The sequence below is a fragment of the Streptacidiphilus sp. PAMC 29251 genome (assembly GCF_054208735.2).
Window position 1 is genome coordinate 602,296 of record NZ_CM135725.2, and the last position, 21,681, is coordinate 623,976.

A 21,681-nucleotide genomic window follows, 5' to 3' on the forward strand; every position below is an offset into this window, starting at 1 on the left:
CGCGTCCGTATCGGCACAGGTATCGTTGATGTTCGAGCCCGCAGGTGTTCGTGATCGGTTTCTCTAGACAAGAACCATGATCACCAATCCCTGCGGGCTCCTTGCATCCGGGGCACACCACACCCGGCATCGTCACCCAACGTGACAGTCAATTGGCTCAAGCCGCTGACGGCCCATCAAGTTTGAAGACCCCGTAAAGGTCGATGCCGGCTTGTCTGCCGTAGTAGTTCCCCATCGTGTTCGTACCTGATCTCTCGGCATTGACCTCCGCGCCGACCTGGAGGGTCAGGGCACTGAAGCCCTCCGCCCGGCCGACATATCCATAGGATATGTTCGCCCAGATATTGAAATATATCTGCACCCTTGGATCGCCGGCGAATCTGGTGTAGCCGGGGATTCCACCGGTGGGAATCGGCATGGTGCTCAGCAGATCGGTGACCTGCTTCTTGAAGTCCCAAGGCTTGTTGTTCCCGATGATCGCCGCGAAATTCTTCAGAGCAGTGACCTGCATGGCGCCCTGTTGTGCGAAGACCCAGTCGAGGACCGAGGGGTTGTCCAGGTGGTGGATCTCGGCGAACTGCGGGCTGGCCAGCATCTGGACGATCTGCTGGTAGATGAAGTTCCGTGCTGCCACGTAGCGCGTTACGTCCCCGCCGCCACCCTGGAAGCAGGCGCCGCCCGGTTCGTAGGCATCGGCAGCTGAGCACGGATCAGCCGTCGGCGTGGGCGGCGGCTTGCAGTATCCGTTGGGGCAGTTCGACGGGCAGGCCGCATCCTCGCCGGGGCCGCAGGCGAGTCGAAGTCCGGTGGGGTCGCTGCTGGTGACCGGGTTGTCCCCGGAATAGGTGTAGCCGCCGATCTGCTGGGGGCTCGTCGCCTCGAAGACCGGGTCGACACTGATGAACAGGCCGAAGACCGGGTCGTACTTGCGGGCCCCGATGTCGGTGTAGCCGGTGACGGCGTCCTGGGCCTTGCCGAGGTACGAGTGCGTGGGATCCGGCCATGCCGTGCTGTCGGCGCTGGCGCGCAGCTCGCCGTAGGGGGTGTACTGCTGCCGGGAGACCTGCTGGGTCGTGGTGTCCATGGCCAGGGTGGCGGTGCCGTGGGGGTCGCTCAGGAGGTACTCGACCCCTCCGCCGGGCAGGCTCGACCTGATCGCGATCGCGGTCCCGGATCCACCGATGGAGTAGGTGCGGATCGCCCCGAGCAGGGTGTGCGGGGTGCTGCTGGTGCCGACGACGATTTCCGTGTCGCCTGCGAAGAAGACGGTCTGGGTGGGATCACGGCGAAGGAGCTGGTTGCCGTCCGCGTCGTAGAGGTACTGGGTGGTGCTGGGGTTGGAGCCGGTGGTGGTGACCTGCTGGAGATTGCCCTCGTCGTCCCAGACCAGGCTCTGTCCGGTACCGGTACCCGCGGTGGGGCCGCGGGTGAGCAGGTTGCCGTCGGCGTCGTAGGTCAGCGTGGTGGGGTTGGCACCCGTGGTGGCGGTGAGGGTGTGCGGCTGGGGGCCGTTGACACAGGTACCGGTGCATCCGTCGTGGTACACCGTGGTGGCGTCGGCACCGGTGCCGGTGGCGTGGTCGACGCTCTGGCTGCGGTCACCCACCGCGTCGTAGCTGAAGGACTGCCAGTACGAGCCGGCCGTGGTCGACGTGGTGCCGGCGGCCGGCGCCGCCGCACCCGCGGGGCAGGCGCTGCTGCTGGTGGTCCAGGCATTGGCGAGACGGTCCAGGCTGTCGTAGCTGTAGCACTGGCGGTCGGTGGCGGTGTTGCCGGTCTCCGACTGGAGACTGCTGGTGGAGGTCGGGTTGCCGGACGCGTCGTAGGTGTACTGGGTGTCATCCACCAGGGGGCCGGGCGCCTGGGTACGTGACACCTGGCGGTCGGTCAGCCGACGGGTCTGGTCGTCGTAGGAGTAGGTCTCCCACGCCTGGTTGGTGGACGGGCCCAGAACGATCCGCGCGGGCTCACCGTAGTCGGTGTAGGTGGTGCCCCCGACATAGGTCGCGGTACTGGTGCCCGTCGTCGTGGGATTACCGAGGGGGTCGTGGTTGTAGACCAGATTGTCCGCCGCCATCGAGCCCACCCGCGGGTCGCTCTCGGACGACATGAGCTGGTCGTTGATGCTGTATGCGTAGGTGGTGGTCCACGTCGTCGGCAGCGGTGCCTCCGACGCGGGGAGAGTGATCTTGGATCCGGTGGCCTTGCCCAGGGTGGTGTATCCCAAGGTGGCCACCGTGTACCCGCCGGTGGTGCCCTGGACATAGCGGGTCGAGGAGGTCGGCTGACCGATCCGCAGGGTGTCGTACAGCCAGCTGGCGAATTCGAAGCCGCTCTTGGACTTGTCGGTGGCGGTCAGCTTGCGACCCGTCAGGTCGAAGGTGTAGTCGAGCTCGACTTGGCGGGCGTCGGTGGTCGAGACCAGGTTTCCCGCGTCGTCGTAGCCGTAGCCGCTGCTCCCGGCGTCCGGGTCCTTCTCGGAGTACTTGCGGCCCAGCAGGTCGTAGCTGAACAGCCAGGTCGTCGAGTCGGACGCGGTGACCTGCTTCTCCTGCCCGGCGGCCGTGTAGGAGTAGTGCGTGGCCGTGCTGGTGCCATTGCTCACGGTGAATCCGTCCGCGGCGTCGCCGGACAGGGTCGGGGCCGCGGTGTACTGGTCCAACTCGGTCTTCTGCCCACGGGCGTCGGTCACCGTGGTGGTGGCCACGCCCCCCGCAGGAGGCACCACCGTGGTCCGGTCACCCGCATAGGCGGTGCTGCTGACCGAGGTGACGGCATTGTCGTGCTCCTCGGTGGTCCGGGTGGCCCGTCCCGTCCCGTCGTGGTCGGTGACGGTGGTGTCGGGGATCGAGACCAGGGAGATCTTGGCCAGACTGTTCGAAGGGCTGCCGGCAATGCTGTACGAGTTGTTGGTGACCACGGTCCACCCGTGGCTGTCGTACTGCGTGTCAGTGACGGTCGTGCTGCTGTTCTCCGAGGTGGCCTGGGTCTCGCGGACCCGGAGCATGGCGTCGTACAGGGTCTCGCTGGTGCTGTAGGTGCCGTTGTCGAGCAGAGTGCCAGTGGTGACCACCGTGGGTGCGGTGGTGGAGAGCGCATAGCTGAAGGTGGTGTTCGCCGGGGCCCCGGCGGCCTGGTTCTCGTTCGGCAGCCATACCGCGACCGTGCGCCCCAGGGCGTCATAGGTCACCGTGGTGGTGAGCTTGCCGACATCGGTCCTGCTGATGGGGAGGGCTCTGGCGGGATCCAGGATCGCGCTCTCGACCTGGCAGTCCTTGGAGTCCACGCTCGCGGTGGTGCAGCTGAAGCCGGGGGTGACCTGAGTGGCCGTCACCGTGGCCGTGGGCAGTGCGCCGGTCGCGGGGGTGAACCCGGTGGAGACCGTCTGGGCCAGGCTGGTCCCGTTCGGTGCCGAGGAGTCAGGTGTCCGGGTCACCGACGTGGTGCGCCCGTAGCTGTCGTAGCTGGTGGCAGCCTTCACCAGGTAGGCGGTGGCGGTGGGACCGGTGGCCGCCGAGGCCAGGCTCACCTGGGTGATGTCACCCTTGGTGGGGGCGGTGCCCGCAGGTGAGGCGCCGTCATAGGTGAAGGCATGGCCGTCGTAGGCGGTGAGGGTGTCGGAGATCAGGGCGCCGCTGCGGGTGGCGTTGGCGCTGGTGCAGTCCTGGGCCGTGGTCGTGGTCTCGGCCGTCAACGCGAGCAGGTCGCCGGCGTCGGTGACATAGCGGGTGTAGGTGCACTTCTCGACGTTGCTGCTGTCCGCTGTCTCACCCCGGTCGTCCACCTGCACCGGCATACCCGTGGTCAGCTGGCCCAGGGCCGTGTTGTAGAAGGTGTCCGTCTCGGTCTTGCGCCACCCGTAGGAGACGGCCTCGCGGTTCAACGTCTTCGTGGTGCGGACCATCTGCGCCGTCAACGCAGGCAGCCCTGTCCTGGCCCGTGAGGCCGTGGGCCCGATGATGCCGGGAACCGTGACCGCGGCCTTGACGAGCGAGCCGGAGGCACTCGAGTAGCTGTCGGTCTCGAAGACCTCGCCGGCCAGGGCGTTGTCGTCCGGCACCGTGGCCGTGGTTCCGTCCTGGCTGACCAGGGGTGGCACGGTGCGGGTGCCGGAGGGCAGCGTGTCACCGTTCATGCCGAGGAAGTAGTAGGTCTTGGTGAGGGTCTTCTGGTCGTGGACGGCGACGCCGTTGGTGTAGTGGAAGACGTTGGGGTCGCCGGTGGTGGTGTCGACCTCGGGGTAGCCGCGAAACTGGCCCCAGGTGCGGTTCTTCGCCTTGACCGTCTCGTTGTCGTCGTAGTGCCAGCCGGGGTCGCCCTTGTACGCGTACTCGGTGACCAGTTCCGGCTGGGTGCCGTCGGCATAGGAGTTGTGCGGGTCGGTGGTGGTGACCGAGGCGACGGTGTGCAGGTAGAACCAGTCCAGCATCGGATTGGGCTGACCGTCCGGGGTCCAGTAGACCGGGAAGCAGGACAGCTTGTTCGTGGAGGCGAAGGTCTTGGCGGCGGCGTCGGTGGGGTCGTTGGGGTCGCTGGCCGGGGCGGTGGAGCAGTCCGGGGTGTTGTAGACCACGGTGGTCTGGGCGCCGGTCTCGGTGGTGAGGGTCTGGATCCGGTCGTGGTACATGGCCGGCATCTGCGGGATGGTGCCGACCCGGTTGGCCAGTTGCAGCGGGGGGTCGAAGCTGATCGGCTGGGTGCTGGCACTGGCGGTGGCGCCGCCGCTGGTGTCCAGGCCGATGTGCTGGATGGAGTCCAGCCACAGGGTCGGCGCGTGGTCCCCGCCGTCGGGGAAGGACTGCACCAGTTTGTACTGGTCCACCTGCTGGGTGGCGCCGGCGATCTGCACCTGGGTGGTGATCGAGGTCAGCCGCTTGCGGGACCAGAAGCTGGGCCCGTGGTTGGTGCAGTCGGTGGCGCCCTTGGCGCAATTCTGGTCGATCGGCACGTCGGGCCAGTAGGAGGCGTTGGCGACGGTGAACTGCGAGTCCGCGCAGGTGTTGGCGGCCACCGGGCTGCCGGCGATGCAGCGCTCGGCGCTGGCGTCGAAGACGATCTGCTCGGGAGCGGTGGCGGAGTACACGGTCGAGGCCGTCATGCCGTAGTCGATCCGGGCCAGGGTGCCGCCGCGGGTGTACGCCACGGCGGTGTTCTTCATGTCCGCGCCGTAGTAGCCCGTTTCCGGGTTGTAGTAGTACGCGGTGGCGTTGTTGTGCAGGTCCACCGAGTAGTCCAGGTTGAACCGGTACCCCAGCGTGCACGCGGTGTCCGCGAACGAACCGCTCGGGCAGGCCGCCACCCCGCCGTGCGCGTTGTACACCGGCTCCGACCAGGCCGAACCCGTCTCGGCTTTCCCACTGGCCCACCCCGGCAGGTGGTTCAGGCCGAAGAAGTACTGCACGCCGTCCTCGGTGACCTTGAAGTACTCACCGTTGGTGGTGCCGTTGGTCGCACCGGTCAGGTCCTCGATCTTCGTGGTGCCGTCGTCCTCCACCGGATGGAAGCTGTGGTTGACGTCGTCGTAGACGATCGGGGTGGACTTGCCGCCCAGCGACAAGGTCAGGATCTGTCCGTCCCAGCACTCGTCGCCGTCGTTGGCGGGTGCCCCGGTCGCCTTGATGTCGGTGCAGGAGCGGTAGGTGCGCTCCACGTAGCTCTCGGTGGACGACCACCCGTCGCCCACCCAGGAGGACTGGTTGTTGGTCCCGGCCGTCAGCGCGTCCTGACTGGAGGAGTCGTAGGACAGCGAGACGGTCGGGGATGCCCCGCCGATCGCAGCCGGAACGGTGATCGGGTAGTTGTAGCTGAACGACCCGGTGTTGCCCGCGGTCGACCAGGTCCCGCCGGACGCCAGCTTCGTGGCCGAGTAGTCGCCCGAGGAACCACTGGTTCCCGCCGTCGCGGCCAGCACCATCGCACCGGAGGTCGCCGGCAGGCTGATCCGGGCCGACAGCGGCGCCCCGGCCGTGCCGCCCAGTGCGGTCTGCGTCTGGCACTTCGGCGACTGCGGTGTGGTGAGCGCGCACCCGGGCAACTGGACCAGGTGCAGTCGCGAGGCGTAGTCGCCGCCGTAGGCGTAGCGGAAGGTGGAGTCGTCCACACTCAGCCCCACCGGGCCGGTCGCCCCGGACGTCCGCCGCACCGTGAAGAGCACGCCGTGGACACCGGCCGACTGCGCGGTCTTCTGCGCGACGACCTGCACCCGGATCCGGGCCGCCCCTGCGGACGCCGAGGGCAGCACGCCTGCTGCCGCAACGGGCGCGAGCAGCACCGGAAGGGATCCTGCTCGTACCGGCACCGACGTCCGGGCAGGGGTGGCGGCCAGGACCGCATTCCGGTCCTTGCTGGAAACGGCAGCGGGAGCGGCAGGCAGCGTAACGGTCGCAGCACCGGCCCCGGGCAGGGTGCTCTGCCCCGCGGGGTCGAAGCGCTTGAACGCTTTGACCGCCGGCGTCTTGGCGGGGACGGCAGGGACGGAGGGGACCGTCCGGTCACGCGGCACCGCCGGCGCGGTTACGTGCCGCACTGTCTGATCCTGCGTCAGAGCCTGCGCCTGACCGGTCGACAGCAGGCCGCCGGCGAGGACCGTGGTCACCGTGAGCACAGCCACCCGGCGTCTGAGCGAACTCACCTGACGGTGAGACAGTCCAACGATTCGCACCATGGTGCGCGATCCCCTCCCCCGCGTTCACACCCCGAACGGATGGGAACGTGCCCCAGCCCTGGGCGTACAGAAGCCGGGTGGTGGATGATCCACAACCCTGCAGTGGCACACCCTAGGACCCAGGCGAGTCGGGCCGCATCCATTAATGATTACAGTTGGATAACGGGAGGGAAATGGGATACAAATGCGGATTTTCACTCCCGGTGCACGCGAATGGAGCTCCGAAGGTAAGAGGTGTTCATGAATTGATTTACATATCGCCCAGGACGGCCATAAAAAGGACACACCCGGTCGTCGGGAAGATCAAAACGCGTGGACCTGGGTCTATTTCGCAGCTGAGAATGCTCAGCGGTATGGGCCCATGGGGGCCGATCGTTCTCGGAAGGCCGCTATCACGATGTCCACGTCCCGATTCGCCGCGACCAGGCCGGGGCGTTCGACGTCCCGGCTCCTGGCTGTGGCCGTCACCGCCGCGGTGGCCGCCACCTCGCTCGCCACCGGTGGCATCGCCCACGCGGCCGAGCCCGCGAAGGCACCGCAGCGCTCCGGCGCGAGCAAGCCGAAGAGTGCGGCGCACGGCCTCGACCCCCTGGAGTCCGCGTCGGCGGTGGCCAGGAAGACCGGCAAGCCGGTGACGGTCGACCAACTGACCGACAGTGGCACCCTGGTGGTCGCGAACCCGGACGGCACCTACACCCAGACCTCGTCCTCGGTGCCGCAGCGGGTGAAGCAGGGTAAAAGCTGGGTGTCCATCGACACCTCGCTGGTGCGGCACAGCGACGGGACCTGGGGCCCCAAGGCCGCCGTGACCGGCCTGTCCTTCTCCGGCGGCGGCTCGAACACCCTGGTGTCCATGGCGACCGGCACGGACTCACTGGGCTTCTCCTGGCCCACCGCGCTGCCCAAGCCGGTGATCTCCGGCGACACCGCGACGTACCCCGACGTCCTGCCCGACGTCGACCTCCAGCTGACGGCGGACGCCTCCGGCTACTCCTCCGTGCTGGTGCTCAAGTCGGCCGCGGCGGCGAACGACCCGGGGCTGGCGAATCTCGCCCTCGGCACCACCAGCGGCAATGTGACGCTCAGCCAGACCAGCGACGGCGGCGCCCAGGCAGTCGACCGGCGTACTGGCGAGACCGTGTTCCACAGCGACACCGCCCTGATGTGGGACAGCAGCGGCGCCCCGGTCGACGCCTCGTCGAGCGCCCCGGCCACCACGCCCTCCGCCGCGCACGCCGAGCACCTGCGGTCCGACCAGGTCGGCGCCCACCGGGCCCAGGTCCAGGTCAAGCTCTCGCGCGGAAAGCAGCAACTCGGCCTGGACAAGGCGCTGCTGACCGCGCCCGGCGTCACCTACCCGGTCTTCGTCGACCCGGAGTGGTCGGGCCCCAAGACCCAGCTCAAGTGGGCCCGGATCTCCGACAACGGCTGGAACGTCTACAACTCGACCTCGACCACGGGGGCGACCAACGCCCGCGAGGGCTGGGACAACAACTCCCCGGGGAACGGCGAACGCGCCCGCACCTACTACCAGATGGACACCAGCGGCATCAAGGGCGCCGAGGTCTCCGAGGCCTACCTGGAGGTCAAGCAGCTCTCCGCCGCCTCCTGCGCGGACACCCCGGCCGCCGCCTACGGCACCGACACCCCGGCCGGCTGGAGCTCCTCCACCCTGTACTGGGGACACGAGCCCACGGTGCGCACCGGCGCCCTCGGCCCCAGTAATCCGCAGAGCCACGAGGCCGGCGTCTGCCCGGTCACCAACGGGACCGGTTCCTATGTGAGTCCGCCTGAGCTGAAGTTCGACGTCACCTCACGGGCCCAGACGACCGCCGCGGCCAAGAGCGGCACCATGACGCTGATGGTGCAGTCGCCGAACATGAACGACGCGACCCAGTGGAAGCAGTTCGCCTACGGCGGCGGCGCGACCCTGTCGGTCACCTACAGCTTCCGGCCCAAGCTCAAGGACGGCACCGGCGACCCCGCGGTCAAGCCGTCCATCACCAACACCGGCAAGATCTTCACCACCACCCACACCCCGACGCTGTCGGCCCGGGCCATCGACCCGGACCTCACGCCGCACGCGAGCGAACTGGTGCGCATCGGGTACCAGGTCTACAACTCCGCGGGCACCGAGGTGGCCACCGGTTTCGGACCCAACCTCAACGCCAAGGGCAAACCGCAGTACAACACCAACGGCAGTGACTGGACCACGCCCCACCTCGCCGACGGCACCTACACCTGGAAGGCCACCGCACAGAACGCGGCCGGCTACTGGGTCGGACCCGGCGCGGGCATCTGGACGAAGACCCAGACCTTCACCATCGACACGACCGCCCCGCCGGCGCCGACCGTCAGCTCCACCCAGTTCCCACCGAAGCAGATCGGCGGCGCGTTCTCGGACCTGGGCACCTTCGTGCTCAACAACAACCACACCAACAACATCACCGGCTACCTGGTGTCCCTCGACGCCACGCTGGGCAGCACCGTCTACACCACCAGCACGCCGCACTGGGTGGCGGGCGCCGCCATCGTGCCCGGCAAGGTCTACTACGCCACCGCCGACAACGGCCCCGGCACCGGGACCTCCGTCATCAACGGCAGCGCGGCACCGGTGTTCGCTCCGGGTACCACCGGTCCGCACACCCTCTTCGCCAAATCCGTGGACCAGGCCGGTTCCACCTCGATCCAGCAGACCCCGTACCTGTTCAGCGCGGGGACCAGTACGCCGGTGTTCACCTACGGTGACAAGCTGATCAGCGGCTACACCGCGACCAACACCGACAGCACCACCACCGTGGTGCCCAAGGCCACCACCACCAGCACCGGTGGCCAGCTGGTCAGCCAGGGCAACACCTCCGGCACCCACTACGCCGACGGCTTCCAGGCGATGCTCGGCAACAAGAGCAGCACGGTCAAGGTCGCCGCAGGCGACCGGGCGGTGTTCAGCTTCGACATCCCCAAGGACGCCGCCTGGGACCTCGGCGCCGACCTGACCACGGCGAAGGACTACGGCCTCTACAGCCTGACCCTGGACAAGGGCCAGCCCACCGAGTCCGTGCTCATCGGCGGCTTCGACGCCTACAGCTCGTTCACCACGACGAAGTACCTCGACTTCGGCATCCCGAAGAGCAGCAAGGACGGGTCACTGCTCACCCTGAAGAAGGGTGTGCACACGCTCACCCTCGCGCTGCTCAGCAAGAACCCCAGTTCCGCGGGTTTCCAGGCCGGCATCGACGTGCTCCGGATCGCACCCACGCTGAGCTGCTCGATCATCGCCACCAGCGGTTGCCTCAACAACACGGCGACCAGCACCTTCACGGCCTCACCCGCGGCCACCAGCACCGCTGACGCGGACGGTTCCGGCACCAGCATCAACGCACCGGACCTGACCTCGACGCTGGGCTGGCAGAGCGGCAAGACGGTCACCGTGGACGGCGCCACCATCACCCTCCCCAGCTTCGGCACCGGCAACGCCGACAACATGCTGGGGTCGGGACAGATCGTCACGGTGCCCACCACCACGCAGAACAACGGCAGTGCGCTGGTCTTCCTGGCCTTCGCCACCGGAGGCGGCGCCAAGACCGCGACCGGAACCGTCACCTACGCGCCGGGCAACTGCCTGCCCGGCGGAACCAAGGCGGTCGACCAGGGCTACACCCTGGACACCGTGCCCGACTGGGTGGCCGGCCCCGCCGACTCCGCCGTCGCCACCCTGGTCCACGAGAACCACAGCAACAACACCCAGACCAGCCCCAGCCCCGCGCCGAAGATCTACGCCGTCAGCGTGCCGCTGAGCTGCCCCGGCGCGAAGATCACCAGTGTCTCGCTGCCGCTGTTCAGCAATGGCGTGAAGGCCGGGCAGTCCTCGATCCACATCCTCGGTCTCGGCATCCGCCCGACCAGCATCACCAACGCCGGCGCCACCCACTGGGTGGGCAGCTGGGCCGACGCGCAGGACACCGCCAAGGTGCAGAACCAGGCCGGGGCCACGGTCGCCCTCACCGGTCAGACCCTGCGGATTCCGGCCCACCTCAGCATCGGCACCAGCAACGACAGTGGCACGGACACCGGCAACGCCGTCCGGATCCACCTCTCCAACGCCACCGGCACCAGCCCGGTCACCTTCGACGCCGCGTCGCTCGCGCTCCAGGACAGCACGGCCGGGGGCGCGACCGCGGCCGCGGCACCGATCGCGTTGACCTTCGGCGGCCACGCCTCGGTCGCCATCCCCGCCGGTGGCGACGCCACCAGCGACCCGGTGCCGATCTCCGCGGACACCCAGGACACGGTGCTGGTCAGCCTGCACCTGAGCGCCAACGCGAGCGCCCTGCCCGGGCACGCCTCGGCCCAGACCCCGGTCTGGATCAGCGACGCCGCGAACCGGACCGCCGACACCGCGGCGACCAACTACACGGCGACCACCTACACCGGTCTGCCCTACCTGTCCGGCATCGACGTCACCACCCCGGTCTCCGCGCCCACCGGCTCGCTGGTGCTCTTCGGCGACCAGACGGTCAACGCCGACTCCGGCCAGGGGGACGGCCAGCACCACCTCAGCGACGCCATCACCGGCGCCCTGGTCAACGACCCGAACGGCCCCGGCGACGGCTCCGTCCCCTACGGCGTGCTCAACGAGGGAACCAACAGCTGGAGCCTGAACAACAACCACCTGCCGCAGATCACCAACGCGCCGCAGCCGTTGAACGCACTGGGGCCGGTGGACCGCAGCGTCCTGGCCCAGGGCAACGTCCGCACGGTGCTGCTCTCCACCGGTACCAGCGACCTGCTGAACTGCACCGGCACCGCCAACACCTGTGCCACCAACGTGGAGAGCGGGCTCATCGCACTGGTCAGCCAGATCCGCGCCTACAACACCGACGACGGGCTGTCCACCGGACCCGACGGGGCCTATCTGAGCCAGAACTCCTACATCACCACCTATGTGGCCACCATCCCGCCGTTCACCCACACCGCGACGGCCGCACAGGAATCGGCCCGTCAGCTGGTGAACAGCTATCTCACCAGCGGCTCCAACTTCAGCGACGGGATCGTCGACTTCGCCGCGGCGGTCTCCTCCGACGGCACGGACACCTCCGCCACCGTCAAGGCCGCCGACCTGAACGCCGGCAACCCCGACAACGCGTACTACAGCGACCTGGCGGCCGGGTACCTCAGCGCTGTGCAGAGCACGGTCGTCGTGGCCCCCGACGTCGCGGTGGCGTTGGCGCCCGACGACGACACGCCTGAGAACGAGTGGCAGCTGTCCGCCGACGGCAGCGACAGCGACGGCTCGAACCCGCTCACCCCGGTCGGCGGAGTGACCTTCGGCTCCGACGCCCCGGACAGTCTGAACGCCGGCACCGGCTCGGCGTCCTTCGACGGCAGCACCGGATTCCTGGAGAGCGACCACGCGGCCGTCGACTCCACCGCCGACTACAGCATCTCCGCCTGGGTGAAGATCAACTCGGACACCACCGCCACGGCCTTCTGCCAGGGCACCAGCGCCTACCAAGCCTTCTCCATCGGCTACGACAGCACCAACAAGGGGTGGATGTTCCAGACCACCACCAGCGACGACGACACCGCCCAGTGGCCCACCGCGGAGGGCGGACCCAACACCGCCGCCATCGGCACCTGGACCCACCTGGTGGTCACCTACACCGCCCCGGTGGACGGGGACACCAGCACCGGGCTGATGTCGATCTACCAGAACGGCACCCTGATGGGGACCGCGACCAACGCCACCCCCCAGTACGACTCGTCCCTGCCGCTGACCATCGGCGGCTGTGTCAACAGCGGCACCGCCACGACCCCGGACAGCGGTGCCTTCCCCGGCTCCGTGGCCGACGTCCACGTCTACCCCACCGCGCTGGAGTCGGCCCAGGCCGACACCGCCAGCCTGATCGTTCCGCAGGGCTGGGCCAACGGAATGCCCGAGGACGAGTGGAAGCTCGCCAGTGACGGCACCGACACCGGCGCGCTGAACGGGTTCACCCCGGTCGGCGGCGCGACCTACAGCACCGACCACCCGAACGCCCTCAACGGCGGCTCGGGCTCGGTGGCCTTCGACGGCAGCACCGGCTTCCTGCGGAGCAGGCAGAGCGCGGTCGACACCGCGGGCGACTACAGCGTCTCGGCCTGGGTGAAGATCAACTCAGCCACCGGCTCCACCGCCGTCTGCCAGGGCACCAGCGAACACCAGGCCTTCTACATCGGCTACGACAGCGGCAACAAGGGCTGGATGTTCCAGACCACCACCGCGAACGCGGGAACAGCGGATTCGCCGACCGCCGAGGGCGGGCCGAACACGGCCGTCGTCGGCGCCTGGACCCATCTGGTGGTCACCTACACCGCCCCGGTGGACGGAAACGCGAGCACCGGTCTGATGTCGATCTACCAGAACGGCACGCTGATGGGCACCGCGACCAACATCACGCCCCAGTACGACTCCTCGATGCCGCTGACCATCGGCGGCTGCGTCAACAGCGACAGCGGTGCGGCCCCCTACAGCACCTTCCCCGGCTCCGTGGCCGACGTCCACGTCTACCCCACCGCGCTGGCACCGGCCCTGGCCGACACCGCCAGCCTGATCGTCCCGCAGGGCTGGACCAACGGAATGCCCGAGGACGAGTGGAAGCTCGCCACCGACGGCACCGACACCGGCGCGCTGAACCCGTTCACCGTGACCGGCGGCGCGACCTACGGCACCGACCACCCGACCAGCACCAGCGCGGGGACCGGTTCGGTGGCCTTCGACGGCACCACCGGAATGCTGCAGAGCAAGCAGAACGCGATCAACACCGCGGGCGACTACAGCGTCTCGGCCTGGGTGAAGATCGGCTCGAACACCTCGTCCACCGCCGTCTGCCAGAGCACCAGCGAACACCAGGCCTTCTACATCGGCTACGACAGCGTCAACAAGGGCTGGGAGTTCCAGACCACCACCAGCAACGACGACAACGCCCAGTGGCCCACCGCCGAAGGGGGACCCAACACCGCCGTCCTCGGCACCTGGACCCATCTCGTCGTCACCTTCAAGGCAAGCACCGGAGTCATGTCGATCTACCAGAACGGCACCCTGACCGGAACGGCGACCAACCCGACCCCCCAGTACGACTCCTCGGCACCGCTCACCGTCGGCGGCTGCGTCAACAGCAGCAACCCCGCCCCGTACGCGACCTTCCCGGGCTCGGTGGCAGACCTGCACACCTACCCGCAGACGCTGTCCGCGAGCCAGGTGAGCGCGCTGAGCTGAGTCCGCCCCGGCAGTACCTCACCGGAACCCCCGCTTCGACCCGGTCGAAGCGGGGGTTCCCGCGTTCGGACCCCGTGGGTGCGGGTCACGCACCGTCCTCGGCCGGGTCCGGTTGGGCCAGTTGGGTGTCCATGGCCGAGCACAGGCGGCCCACCAGCGCCTCGAACTGCTGGAGCAGCTCCGGCGGGTATCGGACATCAGCGCGTCCAGGCGTCCGGCGAGCGGCCGGAAGAAGGCGTCGGCGCGCTGCGGCTACGCTGTGGCTGGTCCGACTCCCCTGCCGAAACGGGTTCGCCTCGTGAAAAGTCGTCTTCACCAGCAGCGTGATCGAATGGCGTGGGCCCGCTCCGTTCTACTTCGCCGCCGTGCCGACGGAGCAGTGCGCCGACATCCGTGAGGTGGCCGCGATGGCCACGTACGGATGGGGCGTGATTCCGGTCGAGGCCCGGATCGGTGACACCACCTTCACGACGTCGCTCTTCCCGAAGGACGGCGGCTATCTGCTGCCGCTCAAGAACGCGGTGCGCAAGCCGCAGGGCCTTGAGGCGGGCGCCGTTGTGAGCGTGGAGATGACTGTTCGGCTGTAACGCTCCCGGAGACGGCCGGCTTGGCGATGCGCCGCCATGCGGGACGCGGTCTCATGGAACCATGCAGCCGGATCCCGTCCTCGCCCACACCGACGAACTGCTGAACCTGGCAGATCACCTCGACCGCCACACAGCCGCCGCCTTCATCCAGCGCGTCTTCGACGCCGGCGCCGCCCAAGGCGCCCACATCGCCATCGCCAACACCGCCGAAGAGGTCACCGCCCGCGACGCCCAGGTCCACCGACTCGCCGCACACCTGCAGACCCTCGGCGAAGACCCCCTCACCATCACTCAAATCATCAGCGGACACCGCCGATAGGCTCAACACGCCCACCTTCGGCCGACTGGCCGGGTACGGGCTTCTGCTTCGCCGATCCTTGGGCCGGAAGCAGTGGTACCGACCCAGAGGGGCCGAGCAGTGGCGGCAGGACACGGCGCAGGTCCGGTACGAAGAGGAGCGGTGGCGCTGCTGGCCGCCCTGGCCGTCGCGACCTCGGTGGCCGCCGCGGCGCCCGTCCACCCGTCCCCGTCACCACACCGCAGCCTGCGGCGGGAGGCCGTCCGGGTTGCCGAGCCTCCCACCGGCGGCACCTCGATCGTGGACGAGGCCTTCAGCGGCGACTCCGTGCCGGACGCCGCCTGGGAGCCGCTGGGCAACACCTGTCTCACCGGCGCCGCCGCGGGCAGTAGCCCGCCGAGCGGGGCCGCGCCCATCCCCGCCTGTCCGGTCAACGGCTCGGGGCCGCCGCCCACCCCGGGGGTGACTCCGGGATACCTCCAGCTCAACGACGCCAGCGGCTTCGTCAGGGGCTCGCTGCTGTACCGCCGGCCGATCCCGGCCTCCGCCGGCCTGTCCGTCACCTTCGACCAGTACCAGTACGCGGGCAACGCGGCACCGGGCGACGGCATCGGCTTCTACCTGGTCGACGGCTCCACCGCGCTGGACGCCGAGGGCGCGGACGGCGGCAGCCTCGGCTACGCGCAGCGCCACCTCACCCCCGGCGTGGTGGGCGGGTACCTCGGCATCGGCCTGGACGCCTACGGCAACTTCTTCAACGACGGCGAACTGCGCGGCAACAACTGCCCCGCGAACGAGCACTCGCCGGTCCTGGTGGACGGCCCGGTCGCCCCGAACGCGATCACCATGCGCGGCCCCGGGGCGGGCGACGACGGCTACTGCTACATCGATTCGACCACCACCCCGACCGCCGACCCGGAGCGCTACGCCTCGACCCTGCCCGGCACCTTGAGCACGGCTTTCGGCAACACCGACCCGACGGTCGCCAAGCGCCGGGTGAATGTGGAGATCACCCCGACCCGCACGCCCGAGGTCATCGTCCGGATCGACTTCGAGGACGGCAAGGGCTGGCAGCAGGTGCTGGACGAGCCGGCCCCGGCCGGCCTGCCCGCCAGCTACAAGTTCGGCTTCAGCGCGTCCACCGGCGGCAGCACGGACGTTCACCTGATCGGCGGTGTCACCGCTGACACCGTGCTTCCGCTGGCCAGGCTGTCCCTGGTCAAGCAGGTCGACCGGACCGGTGCCGCACTGCCTGCGCAGATCACCGCCGGCACGGTCATCCCCTACCAGTACGTGGTGACCAACGCCGGCCTGGTCGGGGTGGACGACCTGACGGTGGCCGACGACCGGCTGTCGGGGATCAGCTGTCCGAGCGGCTCGGTGCCGCCGTCTCCGGCCGTGGGGTCCACCGTGACCTGCACCGGCGACTACACCGTCACCGCGGACGACGTCGCCGCCGGGCAGGTGGTGAACCAGGCCGTCGCCTCGGCCGCCGCCGACGGCGGGGGCCGCGTGCAGTCCGGTCCGGCGACCGTGACCGTGCCGCTGACCTCGGCGCTGACCCTGACCAAGACCGTCACCACGCCCGCCCCGCACACGGTCGGGCAGGACGTCCACTACGCCTTCGAGGTGACCAACAGCGGCGGCTCGACCGTGCACACGCTGGTGGTGCAGGACCCGGTGCTCAACCCGCCCGGCTCGGTCGGCACCGTCGCGTGCCCGGTGTCGGTGCTCGCCCCCGGCGAGAGCACCACCTGCACCGGCGACCATCTGCTCACCGCCGCCGACCTGTCCACCGGTCGCTTCACCAATACCGCGACCGCCGACGGCATGACCGGGATCGGTCAGGTCGTCACCTCGCCGCCGTCCAGTGCCGTGGTCGGCGCCACCGCCGACGTGGCGGTCCAGGTCACCGGTACGCCGAGAGCGCCCGTGGTCGGCCGGAACGCCGTCTTCACGGTGACCGCCACCGACAACGGGCCGGAGGACGCCTCCGCCGTGCTGCTGTCCAATCCGATCCCCCCGGGCACCACCCTGGCCTCCGCCGTCGCGGCGGACGGGGCCGCGTTCGACCCGTCCACCGGGGACTGGACCGTCCCCCTGCTGCGCAAGGGGACCAGCACCCGGCTGCTGCTCACGGTGCGGGTGGACCAGGACGTGCCGATCACCGACACGGTGCGGGTGGTGTCCGGCGCGCAGACCGACCCGGTCACCGGGAACAACACCGCCTCCGACACCCTCGATCCGGTGCTGCCCACCGATATCGCCGTGGGCAAGACCGTCGACCGGCCCGACCCGGCGCTCGGCGGGACGGTGGTCTTCACCGTGACCGCGCACTGCGCCGGCCCGGCCCCGTCCACCGGAGTGACCCTGGTGGACCGCCTGCCGACCGGTCTCTCCTTCGTCTCCGCCGCTCCGTCGGCCGACTACGACCCGGCCACCGGCCTGTGGACGGTCGGCAGCCTGGCTGTGGGCGAGACCCGCACGCTCACCCTGACCGCCACGGCGGAGTCCGTCGGCCGGCTGACCAACACCGCCGACCTGGCCTCGGTCGACCAACCCGACGCCGACCCGGCCAACGACTCCGCCTCCGCTTCGGTGACCGTGCGACCCGGCCCCCCGACCGACGCACCCACCGCTCCCCCGACCGCCACTCCCCCCAGCACCGGAACCGCCGGCGGCCCCTCGGCCGGGACGCCGGGCACACCTGGCCGACCGCCGCACCATGGGAGCAGCATGGCCGACACCGGGGGCCCGGTCCTGCTCCCCGCCCTCCTCGGCTGCCTGCTCCTGGCCGTCGGTGTCCTCGCCACCGCCTTGGCCGCCCGCCCGCGCCGCCGCCGCTGAAGTTGCCTTCGAGTGCACTCGAAGGTGTTGACTGTGGGAGAAAACGCGCGACGTGTTGACCGTACGGATGACGAGTTTCCTTGAGGAGCACACCATGACGCAGAAGATCTGGTTCATCACCGGTGCCTCACGCGGCTTCGGCAGGGAGTGGGCCATCGCCGCCCTCGAACGCGGCGATTCGGTGGCCGCGACCGCGCGCGACCTCTCCACGCTGGACGACCTTCGCGAGAAGTACGGAGAACGGCTGCTGCCCCTGCGTCTGGACGTGACGGACCGTGACGCCGACTTCGCCGCCGTGCAGCAGGCCCACGAGCGGTTCGGGCGCCTGGACGTGGTGGTCAACAACGCCGGTTACGGCCACTTCGGCCTGGTCGAGGAACTCACCGAGGCCGAGGCGCGCGCGCAACTGGAGACCAACCTGTTCGGCGCCCTGTGGATCACGCAGGCAGCGCTGCCGTTCCTGCGGGAGCAGGGCAGCGGCCACATTCTCCAGGTCTCCTCCATCGGAGGCATCAGCGCCTTCCCGCTGGTCGGGATCTACCACGCGTCGAAGTGGGCACTCGAAGGCATGAGCCAGGCGCTGGCCCAGGAAGTGGCGCCGTTCGGCGTCAAGGTCACCCTGATCGAGCCCGGTGGGTTCGCCACCGACTGGGCCGGTTCCTCGTCGAGCAGGTCCGAGCCGCTGCCCGCGTACGCCGACTTCCACAAGGAGGTGCAGGAGCAGCGCCGCAAGCGCATCGGCACACCGGGCGATCCGACGGCGTCCGCCGCGGCCGTGCTGCAGATCGTCGACGCCGACGAGCCGCCGCTGCGCTGCTTCCTCGGTGCGGCGCCGCTGGGCATCGCCAAGGCCGACTACGAGCAGCGTCTCGCGGTGTGGGAGAAGTGGCAGCCCGTGGCAGAGCTGGCGCAGGGCTGAGCCGGGGAGGACAGAGTAGGGGTTTTGCCCACCACGGAGGTAGGTCTCGGTCCATAGCGTCCCCGCGGCCCTCGCAGCAGCATGATCCCAAGGCCACCGTGTGGCCCGGTGCTGTGTCCGAGAATCCCTGGGAGGGCCCGTGGTTACCACTCCGTCCAACGACCGAGGCCGAGGCAGAGACCGAAGCAGAGGCCGTGCGCTGATGACGCGCCGTCATCTGCTCGGAGCCGCGCTGGCAGCCGGAGCAGCCGTGCCGGTCGCCGGGGCCGGCCGCGCCTGGGCGGCTCCGACCGGCCCCGGCCCCGGCCCGGTGCGGCCCGTCCTGCCCGTGCCCACCGGGCCGTACCCGGTGGGCACGGTGGCGCTGCACCTGGTCGACCGTTCACGTCCGGACCCCGTGGCCGGTCCCGGGCACCACCGCGAGCTGATGGCCGCCGTCTGGTACCCGGCCCGGGACGTCAGACGGTGTCCGACGGCGCTCTGGACGCCACCCGCCGTGCTGCGCCCGCTGCTGGCGTACAACGGCTTCCCGGCCGACGTGGCCCTTTCGCCCCACACGGTCGGCCGTCTGGGCGCCCCGCTGCGGCGGACGGTCGAACGGCTGCCGGTCGTCCTGTTCTCGCACGGCGCGCACGACCACCGGGCGGAGAGCACCATCGTGGTCCAGGAACTCGCCAGCCACGGGTACGCGGTGGTGACGGTGGATCACACCTACGACGCCTTCAGCGAGTTCCCCGACGGGCGGATCACCGTCCCGCTCGACGAACCGTCGTTGGGCGCAGCGGACTTCGCCACGGACATCAGGTTCGTCCTGGACTGCGTCGAGGAACTCGCCGCGGGGCGCAACCCGGACGCCGACCACCGGCCGCTGCCGACCGGCCTGGCCGGCGCCCTCGACCGGCACCGCATCGGGATGTTCGGCAACTCGAAGGGCGGGACCGCGACAGCCCTCGTCATGAGTGCGGACCAGCGGGTCCGGGCCGGGCTGAGCATCGACGGCCCGATGCAGCCGATGATCACCACTGAGCTGGACCGGCCGTTCATGATGATCACGGCCGAGTTCACCCGCGCCCTGGAGCCGAGCGTCGCCGAGTTCTGGTCGCGGTTGCGGGGCTGGCGGCTGGACATCCAGGCGGCGGGCGCGGTCCACGCCTCGTACAGCGACACCCAGGTGCTGATCCCGCAGCTGGCGAAGGCTGCCGGGATGAGCGACGCGGATCTTCTGGACTGGGTCGGCACCCTCGCCCCGGCCCGGGCGGTGCGCATCCAGCAGGCGTACCCGCTCGCGTTCTTCGACCTGCACCTGCGGCAGCGGCGCGGACACCTGCTCGACGGCCCGAGCCCGGCCTTCCCGGAGGTGACCTTCCTGCCCTGACGCCCCGGAGCCCTTATTGCCCTTCTCGATCGCTGCTGTCGATGATGCCGATGTTCGCGGCGCTGGTCTTCCCCTTCTCCCTGGCGACCTCGAAGGCCACTTCCTGCCCTTCGGCAAGCCGGCTGAGCCCCGCACGCTCCACGGCTGATATGTGAACAAAGTAATCTATTCCCTCGCATTCGATGAATCCGAAGCCTTTGAGGGGACTGAACCATTTGACCGTGCCCACAAGAAACAATATCCGAGTCACGCGTGAACCGACCCGCAAAAATTCCTCGGCCACCGTGAAGGCGACAATTCCCTGGCCCTGAGTATCAGCGATCCGTTTCAAGTGGCCGCGGACGCTCGTGTAATGCGAATACCAGATCCTCAGTTCGCGGTGGCGAGCGCCTTCATCGGGTGCGGGCGAAGTCGGCAACCGGTTTATGATCTCCTCCCCCAGCCCTGTGACAAGCGCCGCAGCCGCAGCCGCATGTCGATAGACGGCGTCAAGACCCTGGCCCTGGTCGCGGCTCGCTGCACTGTCCTGGTCCCCCGAATCGGCAGGGACCACGTAGGCGTGTTCGAGGCGCAACACCACAAGGCTCTGCACTACGGGGTGAACTCTGACGTTGTCGGCGCTTCGCGTCGCGACAGAGTACTCACACAACGCGTCGAGCGCCAAGGCCTCCTCCAGGCTCTCGCCGAGGAGATGACGCCCCGCCCGCTGGTCGAGCAGTCGGGCGGGGATGTTGTCGGAGGCGAGGTAGGCGAGGACGCCCATGAGGTCCGCGGCCTTCTCTCCGCCGGGAACTCGTGTCGCCTGCTGCAAATTGCTGTCGATGACCCGGGCGACCGTCTGTTCGGGAGTGGAAAGGTTCCGGGCGTAGGGAGAGGTCCGCATGGCTCTCGTCTCGTCAGCATATCGCCGAGCGTCCCAACCCGTGCGGCGCATGCATATGCCTGCCTGTTCGATGGCGAGTGGAAAGCCACCCAGGCTGGCAATCAGACTGTTGTCCCCCAGCCCGATCGGCTGGTCAGAGATGCGCTCCAGCAGCAAGCGTGTATCGGAGTCGGGTAAGGTGTCGAGCTTCATGACGGTGAACCCGCGAGGCCAGAATCCACGTCTCGAGGTGATCAGCGTCCGGCCGGAAATACTCTCGGCACACAGGTCCGCGATCTGGGACTCGTCGGCGTTGTCGAACACAACCAGCCAATTGTATCGGCAATGCTGCAACCAGTTTCGCAGCCGCTCCGCGCCGACCTCGGTGTTTCGGGCGTGGTGTCCTCCCGTCAACTCGGAGTACACAGCGCTCATCGCGGCGGTCAGGTCGACGCGGTTCGCGGCGTTGAACCACCACACGAGGACGGCCGAACGGCTGTCGGAGAGACGCTGGTGGGCATATTCGGCGGCGAGACCGGTCTTGCCGGTTCCGCCTGCTCCGGTGATCACCACAGTGCCCGTCGCACGTGCCAGCGTTTCGATCTCCGTGGTCCGGCCGGTGAAATTCTCGGGCCGGAGCGGAAGACTGAGTTGATGGAGATCCTTCAGTCCGGGTTCGCGCGCACTGACGACCCTGCTGTTCAGGCCTCCAAGAGCAGGGGCGAGTCTTCCATGGTTGACGACATCCTCAATCCGCCGTGCGACAAGGCTCTCGGAGAACGTCAGCGGATCCTCGATGACGACTCCGACGAGATACTCGCCGACAAACACCGCCGCGCCTGAAAGGCCCGCCCACCCGGACGTTCCCCGC

Annotated in this window: 8 protein-coding genes; 6 read left to right on the top strand and 2 right to left on the bottom strand. The window is 69.0% G+C overall.

What is annotated here, in order from left to right; translation table 11 throughout:
- Positions 1-157: 157 nt before the first annotated feature.
- Entirely contained in the window at positions 158-6,271 is a 6,114-nt protein-coding gene (locus ACXKR8_RS03025; RefSeq protein ID WP_458271334.1) for an RHS repeat-associated core domain-containing protein, read from the bottom strand.
- Between the two features lie 790 nt (positions 6,272-7,061).
- Here ACXKR8_RS03025 and ACXKR8_RS03030 point away from each other — a divergent pair.
- The 6 genes from ACXKR8_RS03030 (at position 7,062) to ACXKR8_RS03055 (ending at position 19,948) form a co-directional block, all read left to right on the top strand.
- Positions 7,062-13,922, top strand: coding sequence for a LamG-like jellyroll fold domain-containing protein (locus tag ACXKR8_RS03030; RefSeq protein WP_458271335.1), 6,861 nt, complete (start codon positions 7,062-7,064; stop codon positions 13,920-13,922).
- 323 nt (positions 13,923-14,245) lie between these two features.
- Positions 14,246-14,509: a DUF1905 domain-containing protein gene (locus ACXKR8_RS03035; protein ID WP_462100286.1), complete on the top strand. Its 264-nt coding sequence runs from the start codon at positions 14,246-14,248 to the stop codon at positions 14,507-14,509.
- A gap of 61 nt (positions 14,510-14,570) precedes the next feature.
- Positions 14,571-14,828: a hypothetical protein gene (locus tag ACXKR8_RS03040; protein WP_458271336.1), complete on the top strand. Its 258-nt coding sequence runs from the start codon at positions 14,571-14,573 to the stop codon at positions 14,826-14,828.
- A gap of 141 nt (positions 14,829-14,969) precedes the next feature.
- Positions 14,970-17,654: a DUF7507 domain-containing protein gene (locus ACXKR8_RS03045; RefSeq protein WP_458271337.1), complete on the top strand. Its 2,685-nt coding sequence runs from the start codon at positions 14,970-14,972 to the stop codon at positions 17,652-17,654.
- Between the two features lie 94 nt (positions 17,655-17,748).
- Positions 17,749-18,573: an SDR family oxidoreductase gene (locus ACXKR8_RS03050; protein WP_458271338.1), complete on the top strand. Its 825-nt coding sequence runs from the start codon at positions 17,749-17,751 to the stop codon at positions 18,571-18,573.
- Positions 18,574-18,775: 202 nt separating this feature from the next.
- Entirely contained in the window at positions 18,776-19,948 is a 1,173-nt protein-coding gene (locus ACXKR8_RS03055; RefSeq protein WP_458271339.1) for an alpha/beta hydrolase family protein, read from the top strand.
- A gap of 13 nt (positions 19,949-19,961) precedes the next feature.
- Here the strand turns inward: ACXKR8_RS03055 and ACXKR8_RS03060 are convergent, their stop codons facing one another.
- Positions 19,962-21,641, bottom strand: a complete 1,680-nt coding sequence (locus ACXKR8_RS03060; protein WP_462100287.1) for a cold shock domain-containing protein — start codon at positions 21,639-21,641, stop codon at positions 19,962-19,964.
- Between the last annotated feature and the right edge of the window lie 40 nt (positions 21,642-21,681).

Excerpts from the sequence above, each read along its gene's own strand:
- ACXKR8_RS03040 (WP_458271336.1), top strand. The coding sequence starts at position 14,571 with ATGCAGCCGGATCCCGTCCTCGCCCACACCGACGAACTGCTGAACCTG.
- ACXKR8_RS03050 (WP_458271338.1), top strand. The coding sequence starts at position 17,749 with ATGACGCAGAAGATCTGGTTCATCACCGGTGCCTCACGCGGCTTCGGC.
- ACXKR8_RS03030 (WP_458271335.1), top strand. The coding sequence starts at position 7,062 with ATGTCCACGTCCCGATTCGCCGCGACCAGGCCGGGGCGTTCGACGTCC.
- ACXKR8_RS03055 (WP_458271339.1), top strand. The coding sequence starts at position 18,776 with ATGACGCGCCGTCATCTGCTCGGAGCCGCGCTGGCAGCCGGAGCAGCC.